Genomic DNA, 24,913 nt, shown 5'->3' with positions numbered 1-24,913 from the left:
TAGATAGTTTCGAGACAGTCGCTGCCGAAAATGCCGAATCATTTGAGTGCAAGAACAGGCGCAGGGCTGCTGGTCCAAATTCTCAACATTTGTATAAAAACAAATAAATAAGATATTTTGCAAATAAAAAGTTGAGTATTTCGGCTTGGCAATGAAAAAGGCCAGCGCAAGGCTGGCCCAGGCAAGATAGATACGATGAATTTAGCTGCGATCAGCCGATTCCGCTTTTTTGCGGCGGCGCAGGGCCAAGCCACCCAGTCCGGCGCTCAGCAAGCCCAGCAGGCCCAGGCCTGCAACGTCCAGGGTGGGCACCGAGGCAGGTGGAGGGGGCAGGTATTGGGCGCGGCGCCAATGTCGGTCACCGAGATGTCGTCCACGTACAGGTCGTTGCCGCTGGTCTGTGCCGTCTGGTTGGAAATATCCAGATGCGCGTTGATGGTGCGGCCCCTGGCTGCGCAATCCTGCGGCACCGTGAACTCGAAAGTGCTGCTTTCCCATGCACGATTCGCCGGGTTGTTGTTCACGCTGTTGAGGTTCCCAGAGTCCACAGTGGGTACGCCTGAAGCGCCGCTGATCGCCATCTTCCAGGCCAGCGGCCCGTTGTTGGCGGCAAGGTTGGAGTTAACCACATAGCGCCAACCTTCCACTCGGTACATCCGGCCCGCTTGTACATTGAAGTCGCGCGCGTAGAAGACACCGGTAGAAGTGCCTGCATTGAGCACCATCAAGGCACCGTTGAGATCACCCGTGTGGTCGCTGCTCAAATCCACCCAATAGGCGCTTCCGGTGGAGCTGACGACGGCTTCCGGCCGCATGATGGCGTAGTGATCGTCCACCACTGCGCCGGTGTTCGCATAGGTAAAGTCCACGTAGTCGTTGTCCGTCCGATCTGTAGGAGGAGCCAATGTACCGAACGTTTCGGTGAATCCAGTTTGCGCCTGTGCCGATGCGCCAAAAGCCAGCAGTGCCAGCAGGGCGGCGCTGGCGCCAGCAGTTTTGAAAGATGGTTTTACCTTCACGGATGTCGCTCCCTCGGTTTCAGTGGTGGAATGGGTTTTGATGGCCGGCATATACTGGAGCCAAAAGCTTTACACCAGAAGGCTGGCGCTAAAGAAGGCTAATATATCGATACCATTCTAAGTTGATATTAACCTCTTGTAATGAGGTTAATATTCAACCCACCACTTGAATCCGGCTTGTTGTTGCTGCCTTAATACACGGCTGGAGGCGATTCATTCCTCGGCAGGCGCTTTGTGCTCGCGGGTCAGTTGCTGCTGAATGGCGGGAGGAACGATTTCGTAGTGCGCCAAAGCCAGCGTGTAGCGGCCCTGGCCCGAGGTCATGGCATTCAGCCTGCTCTGATAATCAGCGAGTTCCGCCATGGGTGCTTGGCCAGTGACCGTCATTTGGCCCAGCCTGTTGCTGCCGGTACCGCTCACCATGCCGCGCCTCGCCGATAGATCCCCCGTGATGGCGCCCATGGCGCTTTCCGGTGCGGTAATGTGAACCCGTGCGATGGGCTCCAGGACCACCGGCTGAGCTTCACGGATGGCCGCCTGGAAGGCGCGCTTGCCGGCCGTGATGAAAGCAATCTCCTTGCTGTCGACGGGATGGTGCTTGCCATCGTGCACGATCACACGGACGTCCTGCACGGGAAAACCTGCGATGACGCCATCGGCCAGGGCTTCGCGGACACCTTTTTCCACCGCGGGAATGAACTGGCCCGGGATGGTGCCGCCCTTGACCTGGTCGACGAACTCGAAACCTTCTCCTCGCGGCAGAGGCTCGACCCGCAGATGTACTTCGCCGAATTGCCCGGCCCCGCCTGATTGCTTCTTGTGGCGGTACTGGGCCGCCGCCGGAGCGGTAATGGATTCCCGGTAGGCAATGCGCGGGGGATGCGTATCCACGTCGAACTTGTACAACTCGCGCAGCCGTTCCAGCAGAGCGCGCAGATGAAGCTCTCCCAAGCCGTAAACGATGGTCTCGTTGGTGCTGGGCGCGTGCTCGATGCGCAGGCAAGGGTCTTCCGACACCAGCTTGCCCATGATTTCCCACATCCTTTGCTCGTCGCCCCGGCGCTTGGGGCTGATGGCCATGCCATGCACCGCCACGGGGAAAGGCAGGGGTTTGAGGTGGATATGGTCGTCCTCTGCGGCGTCATGCAGCACAGCGTCGAAGTGAAGATCGTCGATCTTGCCGATGGCACAGATGGTGCCTGGGCCCGCGCTGTTGATCTCGACGTGCTTCTTGCCTTGCTGCAGGAACAGATGTCCCACCTTGAATGGCTTGCGTCCATCGCCAATGTAGAGCTGCATGCTGGGCACGATCGTTCCTTGGTGCACGCGCACAAAGGCCAGCTTGCCCACATAGGGGTCGATACTGATCTTGAACACGTGGGCCAGCACATGGGCGGCCGGATCGGGCTGGGCGTGCATCAGGCGCGCTTGCGGGCCCTCTCCCTTCAGGAAGTCGGGGAGATTGCCTTCGGACGGGTCAGGCAGCAGCTTCACGATGACATCCAGCAGCTCGGCGATCCCTGCGCCGCTGCGCGCCGACACGAAGCACACGGGAATCAGATGCCCTTCGCGCAATGCCTGTTCCAGGGGGGCGTGCAGCTCGGAAGCATCCACATCGCCATCGTTCAGATAGCGGTCCACGAAATCGCTGTCGACTTCCACGACCTGCTCGACCAGAGTGCGGTGCGCATCCGCCACGGTACCGAAATCACTGTGCCCCTCGCGGTTGTAGAAGCAGTCGACGACTTTCGTGGCGCCCGCATCGGGCAGGTTGACGGGCAGGCATTCCTTGCCGAAGGTCTGCTGGATCTCTGCCAGCAGCGCAGGCAGATCGGCATCCTGAGTGTCGATCTTGTTGACGATGATCAGGCGGTCCAACTGACATTCGGCGGCATATTCCATCATGTGCTGGGCCATGGGCTCGATGCCCGTCGCCGCGTTGATCACGATGGCGGCGGTTTCCACGGCTTCCAGGGCTGCCAGGCTTTGCCCAAGGAAGTCAACAGCGCCCGGCGTGTCGATGAGGTGGATGCGGACATCCGCAAGCGCCATGTGCATCAAGGACGACTGAAGCGAGTGTTGCGCCTTGATCTCCAGGGCATCGTGATCACTGACTGTCGTGCCGCGTTCGACACAGCCGCAGGTTCCGATAGCGCCGGTCTGGTGCAGCAGCGCCTCGGCCAGTGTGGTCTTGCCGGTTGCGGCGGGACCGACCAACGCGAGGTTGCGAATGGCCTGTACGGATTCTGACGCTGTGACGGGCATGGTCAAAGTCTCCTTGGATCGGAGAGTAACGGTGTCACGGGTACAGCACAAGTGCCCCCGGCAAGTGTCCCGATTGGCTGCAGTGCCACAATAGGGCCATGACTCCTTCGCCCGTGAAGTTTGAAGAGGTGCTGAATTTCTGGTTCGGCGCCTGCCCGCCCACCGATATTGCGGCGCAGCAGGTGCAGAGCCAATGGTTCACCAAATCGGACGCATTCGATGCCGAGGTGCGCGAACGCTTCGGGGCCACCATCGAGGCTGCGCGCAAGGGCGACCTGGACGGCTGGGCCAAAGAACCGCTCGGTTGGCTGGCCTTGCTGATCGTGCTCGATCAGTTCACGCGCAACGTCTATCGGGGCCGGCCCGAGAGCTTTTCAGGCGATGCCGCGGCGCTGCGCTGGGCAGAACATGGCAGGGCCCAAGGCTGGGACCATCACGTGCCGCTCATGGCCCGGGCCTTCACTTACCTGCCCCTGGAGCATTCTGAAGATCTGGCGCGGCAGGACCGGAGTGTCGAGGCCTTTCAGGCGCTGCTGGCAGATGCCGAGTCAGTCGGCGCTCAGGGCAGCATGCAGGACACCCTGCGTTCGTATCTCGATTACGCCGAGCGGCACCGCGATGTGATCCGCCGCTTCGGCCGCTTCCCTCACCGCAATGCCATTCTGGGCCGCAGCAGTACCCAGGCCGAGTCGGAGTATCTGGCGCAGCCCGGCGCGGGATTCTGATTCCAGCGCCAGTTCCTATTTTCGGAAGCCAAACCTCAGGTTTTGGCGCGTCGCGTGGGTTTGCATAAGCTTCTCGATGCGGGCTCCATTCGTCCCGGCAAGTCGAGGGGTTTAATCGAAACTCCCATTGTTTGAGCCCAAAGAAGAGTGTGAATTCTAAAATGGTTTGACGACGAGCAAAAAATGACCATCAACTACAACATGTTCTTTGCGACGTCTGCCTTTGTTTCAGCGCTTGTGCTGATTCCTCTACTTCTGTCCAATCATATTCGTCAGATTGGTGTAAAAAGAATTGGCCTTTACACGTTGGGGTTTTTTATCGCGATTGTGGCAGTTTGTTTGTATGCCGGATGGTTTAACAATTATCCAACCATTTATTCTTATTCGTCCATTGGGAATCATTTGTTGATATTGGGTGTGGCTATACAAACGCTTGGCATCAGGAAATTTTATCGCCAGCCCTTGATGTTGTATTTGATAATATCGTGCCTTGCAATTTCTGAGGTTTTGGTATTTTGGTTCATGTGGGGAGATCCAAATTATCAGCGTAGGCTGACGTGCTTTACTTTTTTCTATTCATCTTTATCTTCATTCAATTCTTCACCGTGATTCGACATGGTGATAAGTCATTCATTAATCGTCTACTTTCGACATCGCTAGCGATCGAGTGCCTGGTCTACCTAATCCGCTGCGTCACCTTGTTCATACCAAGCCTGGTACCTACAGGTCCGGCAGAATCTTCTTCCTTTATTCAGATTGCCTACATTTTTGTTTTTTCTGCAGTAATGCCATTGACGGCTATCTGCTTGATGATTAATGGAACTCATCTGTTGCAGCAAAGATCGATTTTTGACGCTAGGGAGAAAAATCAACAGAAAACAGAAACCTTGGGCTATATCAGTCATGACCTGCGTGCCCCTCTGATGACTATCTCTGGATATGCGGAGCTGCTTCTTAATGATGCCACCGAGGCACAGCGAAAGTCGTTGCTATCAATTCAGCGTAACATTAAATATCAATTGGGTCTGATCGATGAGTTGCAAGTTTATTCAAAATTGGAATTAACGCCACTTGCCATAAATCCCACTGAAACAGATTTTCTCTTCTTGCTGGACGATGTTTCAGAGTATGCGATCACCTTGTGTTCAGGGCAGAAAAATTGCTTCCGCCGCCAACTTCCGGAAAGAGTTCCCAAGTTGATTAGCTTGGACGGTAATCGCCTGAAGCAGGTGCTCCTGAATTTGCTCTCCAATGCTGCAAAATTTACACACGATGGAGTTGTAACCCTGTCTGTCTCTTTGGAGTCTGAAGAAGAGGGGAGCGCTCTACACTTTGCCGTCAGCGATACGGGAATAGGGATTGATTTGCCTCTCGATGTCGATATATTCGGCGCTTTGCAGCAGATACAGGCCACAAGCGGAAGCACGGGACTGGGTTTGCTCATTGCCCAGCGGATTCTTTCGGCCATGGGCAGCACCTTGCGCGTATCCAGCACCCTAGGTGAGGGCTCGACCTTCTCTTTCGCGCTGTCCATTCCCGCGATCAGGGACTCTGATTCGAATTGGTCTGTTGTCCCTCAACGCGAGGCACGCTATGGCGAACTGCCGCAGGATCCGGTCTTGACCGGCCAGGCCCTGCCGGAGGAGCTGGCCTTGAATGAACTTGCCAACCTGGCGCAGCATGGCCGTCTCACAGACATTGAAAACTGGATCGAATGCCATTGCCAAGAGGCCGCCCATGCGCCATTCGTTGCGCTGCTCAACAGAATGTTGGAGCAGTTCGATTTTTCCGGCATACAGGCACTGGCATTGCGGAGCAAGGAATACACTCAAAGACAGTCATAGCGCGCACGTCATACAAGGACTTTGCCCTTGCTCCACCAGCGGTCCTAGTTCAGCATCTCGAAATCGATGAACCCGCGCTCCACGTTGGTGGAGACCAACTTGGCGCGCACCTTGTCGCCCACCTTCACGGCTTTACCGCGCGCCACGATCAGCTTACCTTCCGCTGGTGGCGTGAAGATGCGCACCCAGATATTGCCCTTGGACGCACCCGTCACGACGCCATCGAATAGGCCGCCGATGCGTGATTCGAGCAGCATGGCCGCTTCGGACTTGCGCAGTTGCCGCTCTACCTTGTTGGCTGCATCTTCCTGCTGGGTGCAATGAGCCGCCAGGAGATCCAGTTCATTGTTGGAATAGGGCGCGGGCTCGCTGGACAACGCAGCCTTGATCAGACGCAAGGTGATGAGATCGGGGAAGCGCCGGTTGGGGGCTGTGGAGTGAGAGTAGTCGCGCACCGCCAGGCCAAAATGGCCGATCTTCGGTCCACCCGGTCTTTCCACCACATACTCCCCGCGTCCCATCAGCTTGACGATGACCAGCGACAAATCGGGGAATCGCAAGGGGTCGCGCCGGCGCTGCTTGGCCAGAAAGTTCTCCAGCGCCAACGAATCAGGCTCAGGCGGCAGCGTTTCGCCGTACTCGGCCGCGACTTCGGCGATGCGCGCCCAGCGCTCGGGCGAGCGCACTATGCGATGGAGAGATGAGCGGTGCTTGCTGCCCAGGTAGCGGGCCGCCACGCCGTTGGTGGACACCATGAACTCTTCAATCAATTGGCGGGCGTGGTTTTGCTCCTGCTGGCGGATGTCCACCACTTGCTCACCCTCGAAGACAGCCTTGGGTTGATAGGTCTGGAACTCCAGCGAACCTTTCTCGCGCCGCATGGCCCGCAACTGCTGTGCCACCGAGTGCTGTGTACGCAACTGTTGCTCCATGCCTGAAACCCGGGCTGCCGCATCCGGCAAGGGGCCTTTGCCGTCGAGCCAGGCGGAAACAGCGTCATAGGCCAGTTTCGCCTTGTTGTGCACACGCGCCCGCTGAATGCTGGATCGCACCATCGTACCGTTGGGCTTGAACACCATTTCGGTCACTGTAGCGTTGCGCACTTCGCCAGGATTGAGCGAGGTGAGATTGGTGGAGAGTTTTTCCGGCAGCATCGGAAAAATACGCGCTGAGGTGTAGACCGAGGTGGTATTGGCGTGGGCGTGCTGGTCTATCGGCGTGTTCTTGGCTACCAGGGCGTCCACGTCCGCAATGGCCACGAGGATTTTGACGTCGCCGCCTGCCAACACCTCGCTGACCGAAAGCTGATCGAGATCGCGCGAATCATCGTTATCGATCGAGCACCATAGCAAGCCGGTCATATCGGCGACGCCTGATGTGCTTCCATTGCCCGAGCCGGTGATGGATTCAAGCTGGCTCAGTGCGGCGTTCGAGAATTCCGGCTCCAGCCCGCGCTCACGCATGGCGGCGACGGCCAGGTCGGCCAGCTCTTCTCTCTGATGGGGGCGCAGGTGCATGGGGCAGGGCTCCGTGAGATCAGCGCGCGGCCGGCGGCCACGCTTGGAAAGTGATCTTAGCGGAGCGGCCGCCCTTGAGATGTGTGCAAAATTTGCGCGGTCTGCTCAGGCGTTCTTAGAACACGTTCTCAGAGCTTGTGCAGGGCGCCGTCGCGCGCCAAGTCCTTGAGGCGGAATTTCTGTACCTTGCCTGAGCCGGTCAGGGGGAAGGCATCACACATGAACCAATGTTCCGGGGCCTTGTGCGGGGCGATATGCTGGCGGCAGTGCTGCCGGAGTTCTTCCGCCGAGCAAGGTTCCGCGCCGGTGCGCCAACGAACAGCTGCGGCCACCTGCTCACCCCAGCGGTCGTCGGGTATGCCGAAGACGGCTGCGTCTGCCACGGCTTCATGCTTCATGAGCACGGTTTCCACCTGGGCCGGATAGATGTTTTCGCCGCCGCGAATGATCATGTCCTTGAGACGGCCTGTGATCTTGCAGTAGCCGCGCTCATCCATGGTGCCCAGATCGCCGGTACGCAGCCAGCCGTCCTCGAGCAAGGCCTGGCGGGTCGCGTCGGGTTCATCGAAATATTCAAGCATATTCTGGTAGCCGCGCGCTTGAATCTCTCCTTCCTGACCGATGGGCAGTACTGTGCCGTCGGGGCCGGCGATGCGTACCTCAACGTTCCAGAGCGGCTTGCCGGCAGTGTGGGCCTTGTCCGTGGCCGAATCGCTGGGCGATGTCTGGCACACGATGGGGCTCAGTTCCGTCTGTCCAAAGACCGTCACCAGATCGCAGCCGAGCTCCTTATGCAGGCGTTCGGTCAACGCCACAGGCACGGGCGCGCCACCGGACATGGCCAGTTTGAGGCTCGATACGCCGTATTTTCTGGTCTTCAACTGCTCCAGCATGGCCAGCAGCATGGTGGGCACGGCACCCAGCCGGGTTCCGCGCTCGTCCTCAATGGCTTGAAGCACGAGGCCTGGATCGAAGGCGGTGATCAGGACGAGGGTGGAGAGCGTGGTCACGCAGCCCAGTACGCTCATGACGGAGCCTGCCGTGTGAAAGAGCGGCATGGGGCAGACGTAGACATCCTGGTGCTGCCCGGCGCGCGCGGCGACGTAGCTTGCATTGGTGACCAGGCCCATGCGATGCAGCAGTGCGCCCTTGGGGTGGCCCGTCGTGCCGGAGGTGTACTGAATCTGCGCCGGGCCGCGCGGGTTGACTTGAGGCAGCACGCCATAGGCCGGAGCGCCACGCACCTTTTCCAGCCAGCCGGTGAAGGAGACCAGAGCCACCGAGGTGTCCAATACGGCGTCCGCGGCCATGGCGGCCATGCCGGAGCCCCGGAACTGGTCCGTGTGGAAAAGGGCGCTGGCACGGGACTTCTGCAGCACGTACCGGAGCTCCTCCGTGCGCAGGGCTGGATTGGCCGTGACCAGCACCAAACCGGCCAGCGAGGCGCCGTACTGCAAGATCACCCATTCGGGAACGTTGGGCGCCCAGACACAGACGCGCTGACCGGGGCTGAAGCGCTGCAGCAGCCAATGGGCGCACGAGCGCGCGTCATCGAGCAATCCGGCGTAGGTCCAGCGTCTGTCCGTGCGGTCCGCGCCCGTCAGAGAGGCCCAGCCCGCAGGCGCCTTTTCCACAAGGGCGAGCCGATCCGGGGCCAGTGCCGCAGCTTCGCGCAAGGCATCGCCTTCGGTCTTTTCGAGCAAAGGCCGCGAATCGTCCGCAGGCCAATACGACTGTGTCAATGTCTTTGCGGTAGAGGTCATTTTTTCCGGGTAGCATGAACGGAGGGGTCCAGATGCAGCAACTGCTTTACAGCCCAGATCCATTGCTGCACGAGGACGGTGGTTGACTCGGGGTTGCTGCGCAAGATGCCGGAGATGGCCAGGCCCCGGACGAATTCCAGACTGAGGTTGACCACCACGTCATAGGCGGGCGCTGCCTTCAGTGGCGAGAAGATTTCGTCCAGCACGCGCTTTCTGTCGCGCAACGCCTTGCGTTCGGCGGCCACCAGGGCCGTGCGCAGTTCGCTGTCCGTACGCGAGACGACCCACAACTCGATTTCGGCGAGAAACGTGGGCTCTTTCAAACTGTCCACAAGGACATGGATGACCCGCTCCACCGGATCTGCCGATGGGCTCTTGCGCTTGAGGCGGGTAGTTACCGCTTGCTCGTTGCGCGCCACGATGGTGTCGATCGCGGCACACATCAAGTCGGTATGCGTGGGAAAGTGGTGCAGCAGGGCGCCACGGCTGATCTCCGCGCGGCGCTGTACTTCCAGGGTGGTGGTGCGCGCGACGCCGAGATCGATCAGGCATCCCACGGCGGCGGACATGATGCGCGCCCGCGTGGCGGCCTTTTGCTGCTCGCGAACACGGCTTCCTTCGGCGGGAGTCTCATCCTTGTTCATTGGCCGGTCTTTGTTGAATTGAGTGACAGTCAGTGTTGACTGTAAATTGATTTAAAAATATAGTCAACGCTGACTGTGAATTTCATGTGACTTGCCATTAATTGAAGGAGAGGACAGGTGCCGCAATACACCACGCTCAAGATTGAGGCCGACGTCAGCAATCCCCGCATTGCTCGTCTTTTGCTCAATCGGCCAGAACGGCTCAATGCCATCAACAACCAGACTCCGCGCGAAATACGCCAGGCGGTGGAATGGGCACAGGACAACCCGGAGATCCACGTCATCGTGGTCGAAGGGGCTGGCAAAGGTTTTTGCGGCGGCTACGATCTGGCCGAGACCGCTGAACAGGAGATCGAGCACCCCTGCCAACAGGAGAAATACCCCTGGGATCCGATGGTGGACTACGCATTCATGAAGCGCAACACCGAGGATTTCATGAGCCTTTGGCGCTGCAGCAAGCCCACGATCGCCAAGGTGCATGGTGCCGCCGTCGCGGGTGGCAGCGATATCGCTCTGTGCTGCGACCTGCTGGTCATGGCCAGCAACGCTCGCATCGGCTACATGCCGACCCGTGTGTGGGGTTGCCCCACCACGGCCATGTGGACGCACCGGCTGGGGCCGCTGCGCGCCAAGCAGATGATGTTCACAGGCGACGTGATTTCAGGGGCCCAGGCGGCGGAATGGGGCCTGGCCAATTTCGCGGTCGACGAGGCCGAGTTGGAAGCCGCTACGCTGCGGCTGGCCGAACGCATTGCGGGCGTGCCGAGCAGCCATCTGGCCATGCACAAGCTGGTGGTGAACCAGGTCATGCTCCATATGGGGCTGGAGCAGGGGCAGACTCTTGCCACGGTATTCGACGGCATCACGCGGCACAACCCTGAAGGCCTGTGGTTCCGGCGCTATGCGCAGACCGAAGGTTTCAAGGCCGCCGTGCAATGGCGCGACTCGGGGAGGCCCATTCCTGAAGGGGATGAGGCGCGCGCGGAAATCGCGCGCATGGAAAGCGCCAAGGGTGCGTCTGCCCCACGCTCCTAGAGCTTGTTCGCGCTATTGACTTTAGAACTGGTGCCGCATTCCCACTCCAAAGCTCGTGCCGCTGCTGCTGCCTGAGATGCGGTCGTTCATCAGGTTGGCGTACAGATCGGTGCGCTTGGAAAGAGGGTAGTCGTAGCCGATCGTGGCTGTCCGGCGCGTCTTGTCGAGGCCGCTGTCCTGCGTATGGGCATAAGCGGCCAGCAGCTTGCCGGTTCCGAGCGGCACGGATGCGCCGACGGAGGTGGTTTTGCTCCTGGCGTCGGTGACGTTGTTCCTGGCCTGCCCGTAGGTCAGGAACACCTTGGCCGCGGTGAAGTCGTAGGAGCCTCCAAGCATCCAGTCGGTGCGCGTGGAGCCGTCGGCGAAGACAGTGGCCACCGGGTTGTTCACCTGTGCCCGCTCATAGAACGCGGTGAGCGCCAGCGGGCCATTGAAGTAAAGAACGTTGGCGCCGGCGTTGTACCTGTTGTTGGGACCGGCATCGCCGCGGAACTGGTAGTGCAGGTTGGCTTGAAGCCCGCCGACGCTCGGCGTGGTGTAGGTCAACTGGTTCGACCATCCCGTGTCAGCCGGGGTGGTGGCTCCCCAGTTGGTGCCGTTGAAGAGCGGCACGTTGGCGTGCAGCACCAGCGGCGAGAAAGCGAAGGAATCGCCGAAGGGGTTGAACAGAATGGTGGGCAGGAAGTTCGGGGCCATGGCGCGGCCGATGGTCAAGCGGCCAAAGTTGCCGCCTACCCAAATGTTGGCGTCCCGCGAAAACGGGGTGTCCCCGTCGAAGCGTCCCAGAGCGCCGTTGCCCATGCGCATGAAAGAGGTGAAGGCAAAGCCCACCTTGAGGCCGCCACCGAGGTCTTCGTTGCCTTTCAGGCCCCACCAGGAGGTGGTCATGCCGCCGCTGTCCACGACGGACCGGCTCTTGGCATCGCCCGCCATGCGGATGGAGCCGGCGTACATATCGGCCAGCCCGGTCAGTTCCACGGTGGGTTGGGCATAGGCGCCCGTTGTAAAGCCAAGGCCCAGCAGGGCAGCGAGGGCAAGGGTAGGGGTATTTTTCTTCATGGAATTCCAACTCCGGCAGTCAACTCCCGAGTTTGGCCCCGCATCAAGCATGACGCCATACGGGATGCCCACAAAAAGCCAGGAATGCGGCGCTTACGCCACGCAGGCAGCGAGGTCAGGGTGCCGTTTCTCCGGCTTTCCGCTTGTCGGCGTTCTTTTTGATCCTCTCCAGGAGGGTCGGCTTGGCATCAGGGTCCTTGGGCGCAGCCGGCGTACTGGCCGGCGTCGGGGCGGCCCGCGCATCGGGATGTTTCCACGCCTGGTAGGCGCCCAGCGCGAAAAAGAACAGGAACAGCGATACAGCGCCCAGCAGGGCCCACTTGATGATCCGGCCCAGGAACCGCTTGCCGAACAAACCCACCAGAAAGGCCCATAGCAGCGCGATCGGGCCAAAGATCACGTGCAGCAGCAGCGAACGCCCCATGGATTCGCTATGGTTGCTATCGAAAGACAGATGCTTCAGGTCATCGGGCAGCTTCACACCCGCCTTCTCGGCACGCGCGGCCCACTTGAGGGCGGCTTCGCGGTCTTTCCTGACGCCCAGGCCACGGTCATGGGCACGCGCCAGCCCGACCAGCGCCCACTGGCCCGCCACGTCGCTCTCACCGGCCTCGTTCAAGGCGGCCTGGAAGAGCTCGACTGCTTCCGTCTGCGCCGTCTCGCCGTTCCCGGTCTCGCCCGTCTGGATCATTTCGGCCAGTAGCCGCTTGCCGTTGGCTGCGACGGCACCGGAGCCGCCGTCGATGGCGGCCCGGAGCCAGTCTTCAGCCTGTTCGGAAGACTGCTCCACCATTTGCCCTTGGCGATGAAGCTGTGCCAGCTTCACTTGGGAATAGGCATGTCCGTGTTCCGCCGCCGTTGTCAGGTGATGCAGATACAGCTGAATGCCCTCGGGGTCATCAGCCAGCGCTGTCTGCGTCAGCCGTACCAGGCCCGACTCGTTGTAGCGCAGGCCTTGGTCTTCGATGGCGTCGGCCAATCGGCCGTGCGAGAAATGCTCGCCGTGCACGTTCGCTGCCTCGATCAGCGTCGGGGCCAGTGTCTGCAGGCTGTAGCCTGGTGCGCGTCCCTGAATCACCGGCCAGTAGGCATTGGCCACCGCCCCATGCCAGCCGAGCTGGTACGAGCGCAAATACCAGAAGACCGATTGGTCGCCATCCTGCTTGACGCCGCGCCCCTGACCATAAGCTACCTCGGCGAGCCTTAGCGCGCAAAGCGCCAGCCCCTCGTCCGCGCCTTTTTTCCAGGCGTCATAGGCTCCGCCGGCATCGTCCAGCACCGTGTCCAGATAATCGCCAAGGGAGAGGAACGCCTCTTCATGCCCCAGCGCCACCAGGCGTTTCAGTTGCGGCAGGATTTTCGGGTCCTTCTTGTCGTGAGCCCAACGCGCTTGCGTGCCTTCCCAGAGAATGTCCGTATAGTCCGGATCCAACTGAAGTGCTTTGCCGCTGTATTCGATCGCGTCCTGGTAGCGGCCCTCGCAGCGGTCGATCAACACCCGCCAGTAGTAGCCAAAGGCATCTTGCGGCAGCAGCGCGATCGCCTCATCGATCAGCCGCCGGCCCGCTTCCCGCTGGCCCTGGAACATGAAGCGATAAAACCCGAGCACCGATTTCGACATGCGCTCCAACCGCTGCCGTCCGAGCGGTGTCAACGCCGCATGTTCCGGCGCCGGCAGATAGCGTGCCATGGCTTCTTCCGAGCCGCCCCATTCCGGGCGCAGCCCATGCAACCGGGCCACCCGCAGCGCATGGGAGGCTGGGTCTGCCGAAAGGCCATACGCATACCAGTCCCGCCCCCAGGAAAGCTTAAACCTTCGGTGACCGAGTCGCCTCCCACCCAGACCATCCGGCCGATCATGGACAGTGCAAGCCCGGGATTTTTCGCGCCCAGAGCCGCACGATGGAACAGGTGGCAAGCTTCACTGAAGCATTCATGCATCCTGCTCCATTGCCCCCGGGAGACTTGACTGGCCGACGTAGATCCGCGCGCTTGTCTGCCGCAAGCCCACAGGTAGTGGCCGCGCATCATCAAGGCGGCATAGCTGTCGGGGGATTTCCGAAGCCATTGCGCGGTGGCTTCACCGATGGAGCGCAGCGCACTTTCGCCGGCCCGCATGGCTGCCGCCTCGGCCTCGCTGTCCGGGTTGCGGCGGTACTCATCATGCAGGCCGAGGAGCCAGCTTTCACAGGTATCGAATTGGCGGCCGAGCAGGTAGCTGCGCGCTGTTTGCAAATAGGGCGTCATGGCGGTCACTTGGAAGCGGAAAGGGAGCCAGGAACGGACCAACCTCCGTGGCTGGCGCCTTTCGGAATCCTTCCGCCCCTGTTATCTCAACCGCGCAAGTATCGCCGCCCTTTGGGGCGGGGGTCAGCGGATTTCAGGGTTTGGCCGTGCCGAAATCCAGCGGCAGGCCAACATAGTTTTCCGCAATCGTCCTCTGGCCGCTTTCGGAATGCATCAGATAGTCCAGTTCGGCGTTCTGGAACTTGGAGGTGATGGCTTCGTCGTGCGGGAAACGGTGCATCAATTGCGTGAACCACCAGGAAAAGCGCTCGGCGCGCCAGATGCGGGCCAGGCATTTGCGTGAGTAATCGTCGATACCGGCTTCACTCTTGTCCTTGTAGTACTCGGTGATGGCGTCGAACAGATATTTCACATCGGTCGCGGCGAGGTTCAGGCCCTTGGCGCCGGTGGGCGGCACGATGTGGCCGGCATCGCCCGCCAGGAACATGCGGCCAAAGCGCAGCGGCTCGGTCACGAAACTGCGCAGCGGCGCAATGCTCTTCTCGATCGAGGGGCCGGTCACCAGATCACGCCGGCCCTTGTCGTCCAGGCGCAGCTTCAGCTCCTGCCAGAAAGCATCGTCTGTCCATTCCTCGACCTTGTCGGTCAGGGGGACCTGCAGGTAGTAGCGGCTGCGCGTGTGGCTGCGCTGGCTGCACAAGGCGAAGCCCCGGGGGCTGTTCACGTAGATCAGCTCATGGTTCACGGGCGGCGTGTCCGAGAGAAGGCCCAGCCAGCCGAAGGGGTACACCTTTTCGTATTCCTTGATGGCATTCCGTGGCGCGCTGGCGCGGCATACCCCGTGGAATCCGTCGCAACCGGCGATGAAGTCGCAATCGATACGCTCGGTTTTCCCGTCTTTCTCGTAGGTGACGTAAGGCTTGGCGCTGTCGAAGTCGTGCACGCGCACGTCCTTGGCCTCGTAGATGGTGGGCAGGCCTGCGGCCGCCCGTGCTTCCATGAGATCCCGGGTCATCTCCGTCTGGCCATAGACCATCACGTTCTTTCCGCCGGTGAGCTTGTTCAGGTCCACGCGATGGCGCTCGCCGCCGAACAGCATTTCAATGCCGCCATGCACCAGCCCTTCCTCGTGCATGCGGGCGCCCACGCCGGCTTCGTCCATCAGATCGATGGTGACCTGCTCCAGAATACCCGCGCGGATGCGGCCCAGCACATACTCGCCTGAAACCCGCTCGACGATCACGGCATCGATGCCCGCCTTGTGCAGCAGTTGGCCAAGCAGCAGGCCGGAAGGGCCGGCGCCCACGATGACGACTTGGGTGCGCATGATGGTCTCCTTATCTAAGCGACTTGTGTGGCCTTTGAACACGCTCTTAGGGCCAATTCACTGAGCTTAGATTTCATGCATGGGCTGCGCCAGCGTGACTTCCGTCAATTGCGCGATGATCGAATGATTTGTGCGATCATCGCGCAAAACTCTAAGAACGTGTTCACAATCTCCTCACGGGGCCCTTGCGCCCGTTGCACGGCGCCCGCAAAAACTGCGTCTGCCGCGTTGCAAATCCTCGCGATACCACGAGGTATCCCTGCGGGTTGCGCCTTGCAGCCACAGCTTTTCGAACACAAGGGCCCTCGCGACGAGATCATGAACACGTTCTAAAAGAAACTCATGAGCATTACCCGCGCAGACACCATTGATGGCCTCGTCAAAGGGCTGGCCGTGCTGGAAAGCTTCGATACCGAGCGCCAGCGCCTCAATGCCACGCAAACCGCCGAACGGGCGGGCCTGACCCGCGCGGCGGCACGGCGCCATTTGCTCACATTGGCGCACCTGGGTTATCTGGAGACGGACGGCAGCTATTTCTGGCTGAGCCCTCGTGTGCTGCGCTTGTCGGGCGCCTACCTGGCTTCGGCACGGCTTCCGCGCGTGATCCAGCCCACGCTCAACCGGCTTGCGGCAGAAACGCAGGACGTGTATTCCGCCGTGATGCTCGACGGCGATGAAGTCGTCATCGTCGCGCGCGGGGCCGGCCCTACGCCGACCACCCGTCTGCTGGCTTATGGTATGCACCTGGGCGCCCGGTTGCCGGCGCACGCCACCTCGACGGGCAGGGTGCTGCTGGCCGCGCTGACAAGCGATGAGCTGGATATCTGGCTGGCCGGGCGCAGCTTGCCGCGCCTGACGCCGCATACGACCACCGATCTTGCGGATTTCAAGGCGCTCATAGAGGAAACGGCCAGGCAGGACTATTGCATCGCCAGCGAGGAGCATGAACTTGGCGTGCATGCCATCGCCGTGCCGCTGCGCAATGCACAGGGCCGCACCGTAGCGGCACTCAACGTGATTGTTCCGCAGGGCGGCACTCAACAGCAGACTGACAGGGTAGTGGAGCGCCTGCGCGAAGCCGCGGCGGAATTGCGCTCCATGCTGTAGGGCGAGGACTCTCAGCCAGACCCTTGAACTCTGGGGTGGCTGTGCTGTGCCCGCACGCTTTCCTGTTCGCTCCATCTGGCCATGATGCGCTCTCTTGCGTTTCAATGAACGATTCTACCTTTATAATGGATGGACCATTGAAATCATCGAGGCCCATACATGAGAGAGACGATCAAGATAGCTGCCGCCCTGGCGATCACGGGTTTGGCGCTGGCAGCGAATGCCCAGGGAGATGCCGCATTTCCTACGCGGCCGATCACCATCGTGGTTCCCTATCCCGCGGGAGGCACCAGCGATGCGCAGGTCCGCATGTTCCAGGATGCGCTGGGCAAGGCATTGGGCCAGCCGGTGATCGTGGACAACAAGCCAGGCGCTTCAGGGGCCATCGCGGCGCAGGCGGTGATCCGTTCCAAACCCGACGGACACACGCTGCTGTATCCGAACAACGGGGTGGTGATCGCGCCGCTGCTCAATAAAACGGCTGGCTATGACGCCCTGAAGGATTTCAAACCCGTGACGCAGGTCACGGCGGTTCCGATGGTGCTGGTGACCAGCAAGAAGGTGCCGGCCGCGAATCTGACCGATTTTCTGAAGTACGTACGCTCGGAGCCTCAAGGGATCATGTATGCCTCTGCGGGGACGGCGTCCTATGGCCACCTGGCGTCTGCCCGGTTCGCTTCGATGGCGGGGCTGAAGGTCGAGCACGTGCCCTACAAAGGCGAAGCCGCCACGACCATGGCTGCCAGCACGGGAGAGGTGCAGATGCTGATGACCACACCTTCGTCCTCGATGCTGGGTCAAGTCCAGCAGGGCAATCTCACCATGCTGGGCGTGGCCACCGCAGCGCCGTCGCCCGTGGTGCCGGGCGTGCCCACCATTGCCAGCGTCGTGCCTGGTTTTGTCTCCGAGGTCTGGTTCGGCTTGCTCGCACCTGCCGCAACGCCGGACAGCGTTGTCCAGAAGATCAATGCGGCCATGGTCAAGGTCATGAGCGACGAGTCGTTCAAAACGCGCCTTCTGCCCACGGGCGCGCTGCCGCGCACATCCACCCCTGCGGAACTGGGTCAGATCATGAAGAACGAAGCAGCTCAGTGGCGGGAAGTGATCTCCAAATACAACATCAAGGCTGACTGAAGACCAGCATGTCGATGAAATCCGAATTCGACCTGATCGTCGTCGGCTCCGGCGCGGCCGGCTTGACGTGTGCCATTACCGCGCGCAAACGCGGACTGGATGTGCTGGTGCTGGAGAAAGAACCTGTCTTCGGCGGAACCACTGCGCTCTCGGGTGGGGTGCTCTGGGTGCCGTTGACGCATTTCGGCAAGGCGCAGAATCCGGCCGATTCGGCTGAGAAGGTGCGTACCTTCTTGCGATCTGAATGCGGCGCTTTCTACGATGAGGCGGCCGTCACGGCCTTCATTGAAAACGGTCCCCGCATGGTCGAATTCCTGGAGCGCGAGACGTCCATGAAGTTCGTGCCCACGTTGTACCCCGACTACCATCCCACCGCACCCGCCGGTGTGGACGTGGGGCGGTCGATTCTCGCCGCACCCTACGATATCCGGGGCCTGGGCAAGGACATGGCACGGCTGAAGAGTCCGCTGCGCACCATCACCTTCATGGGGATGATGTTCAACTCCTCGAATGCCGATCTGAAGCATTTCTTCCGGGTGACCAAGTCGGTGACCTCGTTCGCCTACGTGACCAAGCGGCTGCTCAATCACATGAAGGAGTTGATGCTTTATCGCAAGGGGGTGGAGGTCACCAGCGGCAACGCGCTGGCGGCCCGGCTGGCGAAGTCCGCATTGGACCTGGGTGTTCCGATCATGACCGGAATGGCCGTGCGGCAACTGCAGCAGGCCGGCGGCCACGTGGAGGGTGTGGTGGCCGGCGGCCCTGATGGCGAGCAGCGGTTCACCGCGCGGCATGGGGTTGTCCTGGCATGCGGCGGCTTTCCGCACGATGCCAAGCGCATCGCCAAAGCCTATCCTCATGTGCGCCGGGGCCACGCGCACCTGTCGCCCACACCCAAGAGCAACACCGGCGACGGCTGCAACATGGCTGAATCGGCCGGCGGCGTGGTGGATATACGGTTCACCGAGCCTGCCGCCTGGATGCCGGTGACGCGGGTTGATTTTCCCGACGGTGAAGTCGGCGTGTTCCCTCATCTGCTGGATCGCTACAAGCCGGGCATCATCGGTGTGCTGGCCAACGGCAAGCGCTTCACCAATGAGTCGAATTCCTACCATGACGTAGGGGCGGCGCTGCACCGCGCATGCGCGGACTTTTCAGAAACGGCCATGTGGCTGATCTGCGACAAGGCCGCGCTGGCCAAGTATGGGCTGGGCTATGTCAAGCCCGCGCCCATGCCGATCGGGCGCTTCATACGCAGCGGCTACCTTCTCGAAGGCAAGACGCTGGGTGATCTGGCCCGCGCGGCAGGCATCGATCCTGAACAACTGCAAGCCACTGTGCGCGAGTTCAACAAGGATGCCGTTCGTGGCGAAGATCCCGCATTCGGGCGGGGCGGCACGAGCTTCAACCGCTATCTCGCCGATCCTGAACACAAGCCCAATCCCTGCGTGGCGCCGGTCGAAACCGGTCCGTTCTACGCGGTCAAGGTCCTCATGGGCGACCTCGGTACTTTCGACGGCCTTCGCACCAGCGTGGCGGGCGAAGTGTTGCGTGAGGACGGTGCGCCCATCTCCGGGTTGTACGCGGTGGGCAACGACCGGGCCAGCCTCATGGGTGGCAACTACCCGGGTGCCGGCATCACGCACGGGCCGAACATGACGTTTGCCTTCGTGACGGCTCATCACATCGCTGACACCGTGGCAGGGCCTCAAGCCGCATGACCGCCATGGAGATGCAACCCGCTTTCATGGCGCCTGCCGGCAGGCCGCTGATCGACCATCGAACCTACACGATCGCGTTGAGGAAGATGCCGGAGTTCCTGGATGTGTTCAATCGCCTGGCCATGCCGGTGCTGATGGACACACTGGGGCATCCGCTGGGCTTCTGGACGAGTTTCGTGGGGCCGCAGAACCAGTTCGTTCATCTGTGGGCCTATCAGGATCTGGCGGACTACGAACGCCGCTGCCAGGCGCGTGATACCCATCCTGATTTCCCTGCCTACATGAAAGCCTCGGGGCATTTGATCACCGCGCAGCACACGCAGCTTATCCGCGCGGCCTCCATGCCGATGGCCAATACGAGATGAACAGACATGAACTCTTCCAGCCTTCCCGCTGATATGGCCGATGATGCACCCGTGCTGGAGCGCTTGCTCTCGCAGCGCTTCAGTTGCCGGCGTTTCCGCCCTGATCCGGTGCCGCAAGCCACGCTGGACCAGATTGTCTCGCTGGCGCAGCGCACTGCGTCCTGGTGCAACACCCAGCCATGGCAGGTGCATATCACACGAGGCGAGGCCACCGAGCGCTTCCGGCAGATTCTCCAAGCTCCTCCTTTGGCGGGCGACGAGGGCGGTGACGCGCAGGACTTTCCCTGGCCTCTCGCTTATGAGGGGGTCTACCAGCAGCGCCGGCGCGAGAGCGGGTTGGCCTTGTATGACAGCGTGGGAATCGCCAGAGGCGACCGCGAAGCCTCCGCACGGCAAGCGGGGGAGAACCTGCGGCTGTTTGGCGCGCCGCACGTGGTGATGATCACCACCGATGAAGCGCTCGGCGTCTACGGGGCAATCGATTGCGGCGGCTACGTGGCCAACTTCATGCTGGCCGCGACAAGCCTGGGCGTCAACTGTATCGCCCAGGCGGCCCTGGCGAAACGGCCTGAGCGGGTGAGGGCGTTCTTCGGCCTGCCATCCACCAGGCGGGTGGTGTGTGGCATTTCGCTGGGTTATGCCGACCTGGAGCACCCCGCCAACGGTTTTCGTACCGGCCGCGCGGACGCCGCAACTGCGGTGAGCTGGCACGACTAGTCCACTGAACTAGTAGCTCCCCTTTCCAACTTTCCTGCATCTCAACGGATAGGCCTCACAAGGCGCCTTGACCCAAGAGGTGTTTTTTCTGTAATATATGGTAGAACCATTGACATTTATTAGAGAGAGCCGAGGACGCCGTGTTTGATCAAGACAGAATTGATTCCCTGCCGCCGCAGAAGGCCTCGTCGGAGACTCGCGAGGGTGTGCTTTCGGGGGTGCGCGTGGTCGATTTCACGCACTTCGTCGCGGGCCCGCTGGCCACGATGACGCTGGCCGATTTCGGCGCCGACGTGATCAAGGTGGAGGCCCCCGTCAAGGGCGATGACTTCCGCTACTACCCTCCGATGGATCCGGAGCTGCCGGCGCAAGGTGCTCCCTACCTCTGGACCAACCGCAACAAGCGAAGCATCGGCTTGAACATGAAATCGGCCGAGGGGTTGGCGGTGGCTCTGGAGTTGATCGCGCAGGCCGACGTGCTGGTGGAGAACTTCTCCACGGGGGTCATGGAGCGCTTCGGCCTCGATTACGAGACATGCAAGGCGGTCAACCCCAAGCTGATCTACTGCTCAGTCTCGGCTTACGGCCGTACGGGCCCCTATGCCGACCGCCTGGGGTTCGATCCCATCGCACAGGCTGAAAGCGGCTTCATCTCCATGAACGGATACTCGGACAGGCAGGGCGTGCGCACGGGCTCGGCCATCATGGACATCAGCACCGCCATGACTGCGACCAATGCCATCTTGCTGGCCTTGATGGCCCGCGCCAAGGACGGCATGGGCCAAAGGGTCGAGGTGGCGCTGTTCGATACCGCGATCCTCATGACGGGCTTCGGCGCCATGCAGCACCTGACCACGGGCTACGAACCCCAGCGCAATGGCAACACCAGCCCCGATACCTGTCCTTCCGGTGTTTTCCAGTGCCAGGATCTGCCGTTCTACATCAACTGCGGCAACGATGGCATTTTCGTTCGCCTGTTCGAGCAGGTACTGGAGCGTCCGGACATTGCCCACGACCCCGTGCTGTCCAAGCGCGCCAATCGTCTGAATCAAAGGGAATTCCTGTTCGAGCTGATGCAGGACGCCTTTGGCAAACAGCCTTGGAGCTATTGGCAGCCGCGCTTGCGGTCGGCGGGGGTTCCGAGCGGCCCTGTCCGGACGCTGGCTCAGGCATTGGCATCCGACGAAGCGCGTTCCCGGAACCTGGTGGAGCGCATTCCCCATCCGGTCAAAGGGTGGGTGCCGAACATCGCCACGCCGCTGCGCCTCGACCGCACGCCAGCGCGCGCGGCCAAGGCTGCTCCAGCGGTGGGGGCCGATACCGACGAGATCCTGAAGGACGTGCTCGGATGGAACGAAGAAAAGCTGGCAAGTGCCAGACAGGCCGGCGCCTTCGGCACCCAGGCTTGAGCGCGCAGGAGAAAGCATGACGAAAGCTGTTGCCATCATCGGAGCCAGTGCCATTCCGGTGGGCCGCCATCAGACGGCGGACGAGGAGGCGCTTCAGGTCCTGGAACACGAGATCATGACGCGTCTCGTGGTCGAAGCCGTGCGGGATGCGGGCGTCGACAAGCAGGACATCCAGAGCTTGGTGTTCACGTTGCCGCGGCCCTACACGAGGCAGAAGTACTTTCACACCTTCCTCATGGGCCAGTTGCGCCTGTCATGCCGCGGCAACGTGATGGAGGTGATGGGCAACGGAATGACGGCCGCGCTGGCCTTCGACCAAGCCTGCAACGATATCATGCTGGGCCGCGCTGAAGTGTCCCTGGCCCTCGGCATCAACATGGAAAGCGCGGTTTCGGCGGCCGAGCACATGATGAGCAGCATGCGCACCACGGGGGATGTGGATTTCCATACCTCGGCGGGTTTTACGCCGATCGCCTGGTATGCCATGGATGCCATGCGCTACATGCATGAGCACGGCGCCACGCGGGAGCAACTGGCGGCCGTGGCGGTCAAGAACCGCCACCATGCCAGCCTGAACCCGCTCGCCCAGTTCCGCAAGCCCATCACCCTGCAGGATGTGGTCGGGCAGCGCCCCATCGTGGAGCCGCTGGGCCTGTATGACGTGCCGCCCCGCGGTGACGGCGCGGCTTGCCTTGTGCTGGCGAGCGAAGAAGTCGCGCGCGAATTGGGCCGCCCTTATGTGCTGGTCCGCGGACGCGGCTTCTGCCACGACGGCACGCATCAGATCAGCGACATACCCAACGACATGATCGCATTCACATCCGCCCAGCAGGCCGCGCAGACGGCCTACGAGCAGGCCGGTATCCGTCCCGCCGATATCGACGTCGCCGAGCTGTATGCGCCGTGCACGATCGTGGAGGTGCTGGTGAGCGAGGCCATCGGATTGGTGCCCAAGGGGCAGGGTGCACGCGCTGCCTCCGAAGGCGAAACCCGACTGGGCGGCCGGATACCGGTTTCCACGTCGGGCGGACTCACGTCGCGGGGGCATCCGGCCTACGTGACCTCGCTCTACAACTACGTGGAACTGGCTGAACAGCTGCGCGGCCGGGCTGGCGAGCGGCAAGTGCGCAATGCCCGTTTCGGGTTGGCCACGGGCGAACTGGGCAACTACAACGCCGCTCTCATTCACGTGCTGGAGGCCAAGGCATGACGCTCCCCACCCTGACCATCGAGGCCGAGAGGGCCTATCCACCCCGCATTTCAGGATTCACCAAGGACTTCTGGTCTGCTCTGGGCGAAGGGCGCTGGCAGAGCACCTGCTGCCAGAGCTGCGGCAAGCAGACATTCCCGCCCAAACCGGTGTGCCCGCATTGCTGGTCTACCGAAGTGGCATGGACTGATCTGAGCTCGCGAGGCACCTTGTACTCGTGGACCCGCATCCATGCCGCTCCCACCGTCTTTGCTCCCGAAGCGCCCTATGCCTGCGGCATCGTCGATCTCGAGAGCGGCATCCGCCTGGCATGCCGGCTGGTGGACCGCGAAGGCACGCCGTTCGCGATTGGCCAAGCCGTGGAGATGCTGGTGCTGAGCTATCGGGACGGGCCTTTGTTCGCGGCGAGACCGATCGCTTGAACTTTCCAGATCGAGCCTTCCAGATTGAGCCTTCCAGATTGAACCTTCCCTTTACTGACTGATTTCACACAAGGAGATTCCTGATGTCCCTCTTCAATACCGTTGGCCTGACCGAAGACCAAATCATGATGCGCGAAGGCGTGCTTGATTTGCTGAGCAGGCACCTGCCGTGGGAAAAGATCCGCAAGATGGATGAAGCTCGCGAGTTCCCGCACGAGGCGTATGAGGCCCTGGCCGATGCCGGCTACATCGGCCTGTTCTATCCCGAGGAGCTGGGGGGCATGGGCGGGTCTTACCGGGACATCGCTGTGTTCCTGGAAACCCTGGGCTACTACTACACCGGTATCGCGCAGGCGATCACCACCTCGGGCATCTATGCCGGCATGCACATCGCCAAGTTCGGCACGCCGGAACTGAAGAAGGAGCTGATGCCCAAGATCATCGCGGGCAAGGCCAAGCTGTCGCTGTGCATGTCCGAGCCAGGTACCGGTTCAGACGTCGCGGGCGTGAAGACCTTTGCGGAGCGCCAGGGCGACGAGTATGTGCTCAACGGCAACAAGGTGTGGATCACCTGCGGCCACGTGGCTGACTACTTTGTGGTGATTACCCGCACTGACAGGGACAGCAGCAACCGCCACCAGGGCATCAGCACGTTGCTGGTGGATGCCAAGGCGCCGGGCGTGACCGTTCGCCCGTTGTCCATGCTCGGGCGCCGCACCACGCATGCCAACGAGGTTTTCTTCGAGAATGTGCGCGTACCGGCCACCAACCTGTTTGGCGGCGAAGGCCGTGCCTGGAAAAACATCATGAACTGCCTGGCGCTGGAGCGCTTGGGTCTGGCGGCCATTTCCGCCGGCCATTGCTTCAAGATCACGGAATACGCCCGCGACTATGCCAAGGAACGCATTCAGTTCGGCCAGCCCATTTCCGGCTTCCAGGTGATCCAGCACAAGCTCGCCGATATGCTTATTCTCTCCGAAACAGCCCGCCAGATGGTCTACCGCCTGTCCGACGTGCTGGACGCGGGCAAGCCCGCCGTGACCGAGGCGTCCATCGCAAAGATCGTGGCCACGGAGAACAACTTCAAATGCGCCGACATGGGCATGCAGATCCTGGGCGGGGCGGGCTACTCGAACGAGTACGACATGCAGATGTTCTTCCGCGACTCACGCGTGGGCCCGATCGGCGGCGGCACCAGCGAGATCCAGCGCAACATCCTGGCCAAGCAGATGGATCTGTAAGCGAAGGCTGAAGGCTAAGTAACGCAAAACCGGCTGAGGCGTGTAGATGCCTCAGCCGGTTTTTTTGTATCTAGAGAACTGTTGATTTATGAGATGAAGCCACCCCCACCGTCATTCCCGCGCAGGCGGGAATCCAGTGCAT

The 24,913-nt window shown here is 61.2% G+C and carries 23 protein-coding genes; 13 read left to right on the top strand and 10 right to left on the bottom strand.

Annotated elements, in window-relative coordinates:
* Nucleotides 1-201: 201 nt before the first annotated feature.
* From WJU18_RS19580 to fusA, 3 genes are all read right to left on the bottom strand, one after another.
* Nucleotides 202-312, bottom strand: coding sequence for an LPXTG cell wall anchor domain-containing protein (locus WJU18_RS19580; protein ID WP_423454953.1), 111 nt, complete (start codon nt 310-312; stop codon nt 202-204).
* Complete coding sequence (locus tag WJU18_RS19575; RefSeq protein WP_423454951.1) at nt 267-1,070, bottom strand: hypothetical protein; 804 nt, start codon at nt 1,068-1,070, stop codon at nt 267-269. The genes WJU18_RS19580 and WJU18_RS19575 overlap by 46 nt, the downstream gene beginning before the upstream one ends.
* 162 nt (nt 1,071-1,232) lie before the next feature.
* Nucleotides 1,233-3,284, bottom strand: a complete 2,052-nt coding sequence (gene fusA / locus WJU18_RS19570) for an elongation factor G (protein ID WP_423454949.1) — start codon at nt 3,282-3,284, stop codon at nt 1,233-1,235.
* Between the two features lie 98 nt (nt 3,285-3,382).
* Between fusA and WJU18_RS19565 the strand changes: the two genes are divergently transcribed.
* The 3 genes from WJU18_RS19565 (at nt 3,383) to WJU18_RS19555 (ending at nt 5,853) form a co-directional block, all read left to right on the top strand.
* Nucleotides 3,383-4,009, top strand: a complete 627-nt coding sequence (locus WJU18_RS19565) for a DUF924 family protein (protein WP_423454948.1) — start codon at nt 3,383-3,385, stop codon at nt 4,007-4,009.
* A gap of 183 nt (nt 4,010-4,192) precedes the next feature.
* A complete protein-coding gene (locus tag WJU18_RS19560) occupies nt 4,193-4,618 on the top strand; it encodes a hypothetical protein (RefSeq protein ID WP_423454946.1) in 426 nt (141 codons plus the stop codon).
* Nucleotides 4,567-5,853, top strand: a complete 1,287-nt coding sequence (locus WJU18_RS19555; RefSeq protein ID WP_423454944.1) for a sensor histidine kinase — start codon at nt 4,567-4,569, stop codon at nt 5,851-5,853. The genes WJU18_RS19560 and WJU18_RS19555 overlap by 52 nt, the downstream gene beginning before the upstream one ends.
* Before the next feature lie 44 nt (nt 5,854-5,897).
* Here WJU18_RS19555 and WJU18_RS19550 read toward each other — a convergent pair whose 3' ends face one another.
* From WJU18_RS19550 to WJU18_RS19540, 3 genes are all read right to left on the bottom strand, one after another.
* Nucleotides 5,898-7,370, bottom strand: coding sequence for an RNB domain-containing ribonuclease (locus WJU18_RS19550; protein WP_423454942.1), 1,473 nt, complete (start codon nt 7,368-7,370; stop codon nt 5,898-5,900).
* A gap of 128 nt (nt 7,371-7,498) precedes the next feature.
* On the bottom strand, nt 7,499-9,133 hold the full coding sequence (locus WJU18_RS19545; protein WP_423454941.1) for an AMP-binding protein: 1,635 nt from the start codon (nt 9,131-9,133) through the stop codon (nt 7,499-7,501).
* Nucleotides 9,130-9,777, bottom strand: a complete 648-nt coding sequence (locus WJU18_RS19540) for a TetR/AcrR family transcriptional regulator (RefSeq protein WP_423454939.1) — start codon at nt 9,775-9,777, stop codon at nt 9,130-9,132. Before WJU18_RS19540 ends, WJU18_RS19545 begins: the two co-directional genes overlap by 4 nt.
* 117 nt (nt 9,778-9,894) lie before the next feature.
* Here WJU18_RS19540 and WJU18_RS19535 point away from each other — a divergent pair, with 117 nt between their 5' ends.
* On the top strand, nt 9,895-10,812 hold the full coding sequence (locus WJU18_RS19535; protein ID WP_423454938.1) for a crotonase/enoyl-CoA hydratase family protein: 918 nt from the start codon (nt 9,895-9,897) through the stop codon (nt 10,810-10,812).
* Nucleotides 10,813-10,833: 21 nt separating this feature from the next.
* Here WJU18_RS19535 and WJU18_RS19530 read toward each other — a convergent pair whose 3' ends face one another.
* The 4 genes from WJU18_RS19530 to pobA form a co-directional block, all read right to left on the bottom strand.
* A complete protein-coding gene (locus WJU18_RS19530; RefSeq protein WP_423454936.1) occupies nt 10,834-11,871 on the bottom strand; it encodes a porin in 1,038 nt (345 codons plus the stop codon).
* Nucleotides 11,872-11,986: 115 nt separating this feature from the next.
* Complete coding sequence (locus WJU18_RS19525; RefSeq protein WP_423454934.1) at nt 11,987-13,561, bottom strand: hypothetical protein; 1,575 nt, start codon at nt 13,559-13,561, stop codon at nt 11,987-11,989.
* A complete protein-coding gene (locus tag WJU18_RS19520) occupies nt 13,522-14,118 on the bottom strand; it encodes a hypothetical protein (RefSeq protein WP_423454933.1) in 597 nt (198 codons plus the stop codon). The genes WJU18_RS19525 and WJU18_RS19520 overlap by 40 nt, the downstream gene beginning before the upstream one ends.
* 133 nt (nt 14,119-14,251) lie before the next feature.
* Entirely contained in the window at nt 14,252-15,445 is a 1,194-nt protein-coding gene (pobA, locus tag WJU18_RS19515) for a 4-hydroxybenzoate 3-monooxygenase (protein WP_423454931.1), read from the bottom strand.
* A gap of 342 nt (nt 15,446-15,787) precedes the next feature.
* Between pobA and WJU18_RS19510 the strand changes: the two genes are divergently transcribed.
* The 9 genes from WJU18_RS19510 to WJU18_RS19470 all read left to right on the top strand — a co-directional run bounded on the left by WJU18_RS19510 (nt 15,788) and on the right by WJU18_RS19470 (nt 24,771).
* A complete protein-coding gene (locus tag WJU18_RS19510) occupies nt 15,788-16,552 on the top strand; it encodes an IclR family transcriptional regulator domain-containing protein (RefSeq protein WP_423454929.1) in 765 nt (254 codons plus the stop codon).
* A gap of 159 nt (nt 16,553-16,711) precedes the next feature.
* Complete coding sequence (locus WJU18_RS19505; RefSeq protein WP_423454928.1) at nt 16,712-17,686, top strand: Bug family tripartite tricarboxylate transporter substrate binding protein; 975 nt, start codon at nt 16,712-16,714, stop codon at nt 17,684-17,686.
* Nucleotides 17,687-17,694: 8 nt separating this feature from the next.
* Complete coding sequence (locus WJU18_RS19500; RefSeq protein WP_423454926.1) at nt 17,695-19,407, top strand: FAD-dependent oxidoreductase; 1,713 nt, start codon at nt 17,695-17,697, stop codon at nt 19,405-19,407.
* Nucleotides 19,408-19,412: 5 nt separating this feature from the next.
* The gene (locus WJU18_RS19495; protein WP_423454925.1) at nt 19,413-19,772 is read left to right on the top strand and encodes an NIPSNAP family protein; all 360 of its coding nucleotides are present in this window, start codon (nt 19,413-19,415) and stop codon (nt 19,770-19,772) included.
* Between the two features lie 6 nt (nt 19,773-19,778).
* Nucleotides 19,779-20,489 carry a nitroreductase gene (locus WJU18_RS19490; RefSeq protein WP_423454924.1) on the top strand — a complete coding sequence of 237 codons (711 nt, stop codon included), beginning with the start codon at nt 19,779-19,781 and terminating at the stop codon, nt 20,487-20,489.
* Between the two features lie 140 nt (nt 20,490-20,629).
* Entirely contained in the window at nt 20,630-21,898 is a 1,269-nt protein-coding gene (locus tag WJU18_RS19485) for a CaiB/BaiF CoA transferase family protein (protein WP_423454923.1), read from the top strand.
* Nucleotides 21,899-21,914: 16 nt separating this feature from the next.
* The gene (locus WJU18_RS19480; protein ID WP_423454922.1) at nt 21,915-23,108 is read left to right on the top strand and encodes a thiolase family protein; all 1,194 of its coding nucleotides are present in this window, start codon (nt 21,915-21,917) and stop codon (nt 23,106-23,108) included.
* A complete protein-coding gene (locus tag WJU18_RS19475; protein WP_423454920.1) occupies nt 23,105-23,530 on the top strand; it encodes a Zn-ribbon domain-containing OB-fold protein in 426 nt (141 codons plus the stop codon). The genes WJU18_RS19480 and WJU18_RS19475 overlap by 4 nt, the downstream gene beginning before the upstream one ends.
* 83 nt (nt 23,531-23,613) lie before the next feature.
* Nucleotides 23,614-24,771 (top strand): acyl-CoA dehydrogenase family protein, encoded by a 1,158-nt coding sequence (locus WJU18_RS19470; RefSeq protein WP_423454918.1) that lies wholly within the window; start codon nt 23,614-23,616, stop codon nt 24,769-24,771.
* The last annotated feature ends 142 nt before the right edge of the window (nt 24,772-24,913 follow it).

It is taken from the genome of Ottowia sp. VDI28 (assembly GCF_049532675.1).
Lineage (GTDB): Bacteria > Pseudomonadota > Gammaproteobacteria > Burkholderiales > Burkholderiaceae_C > Ottowia.
The sequence above is the reverse complement of the archived record's forward strand: the minus strand, read 5'-3'. Positions and strand labels throughout refer to the sequence as shown.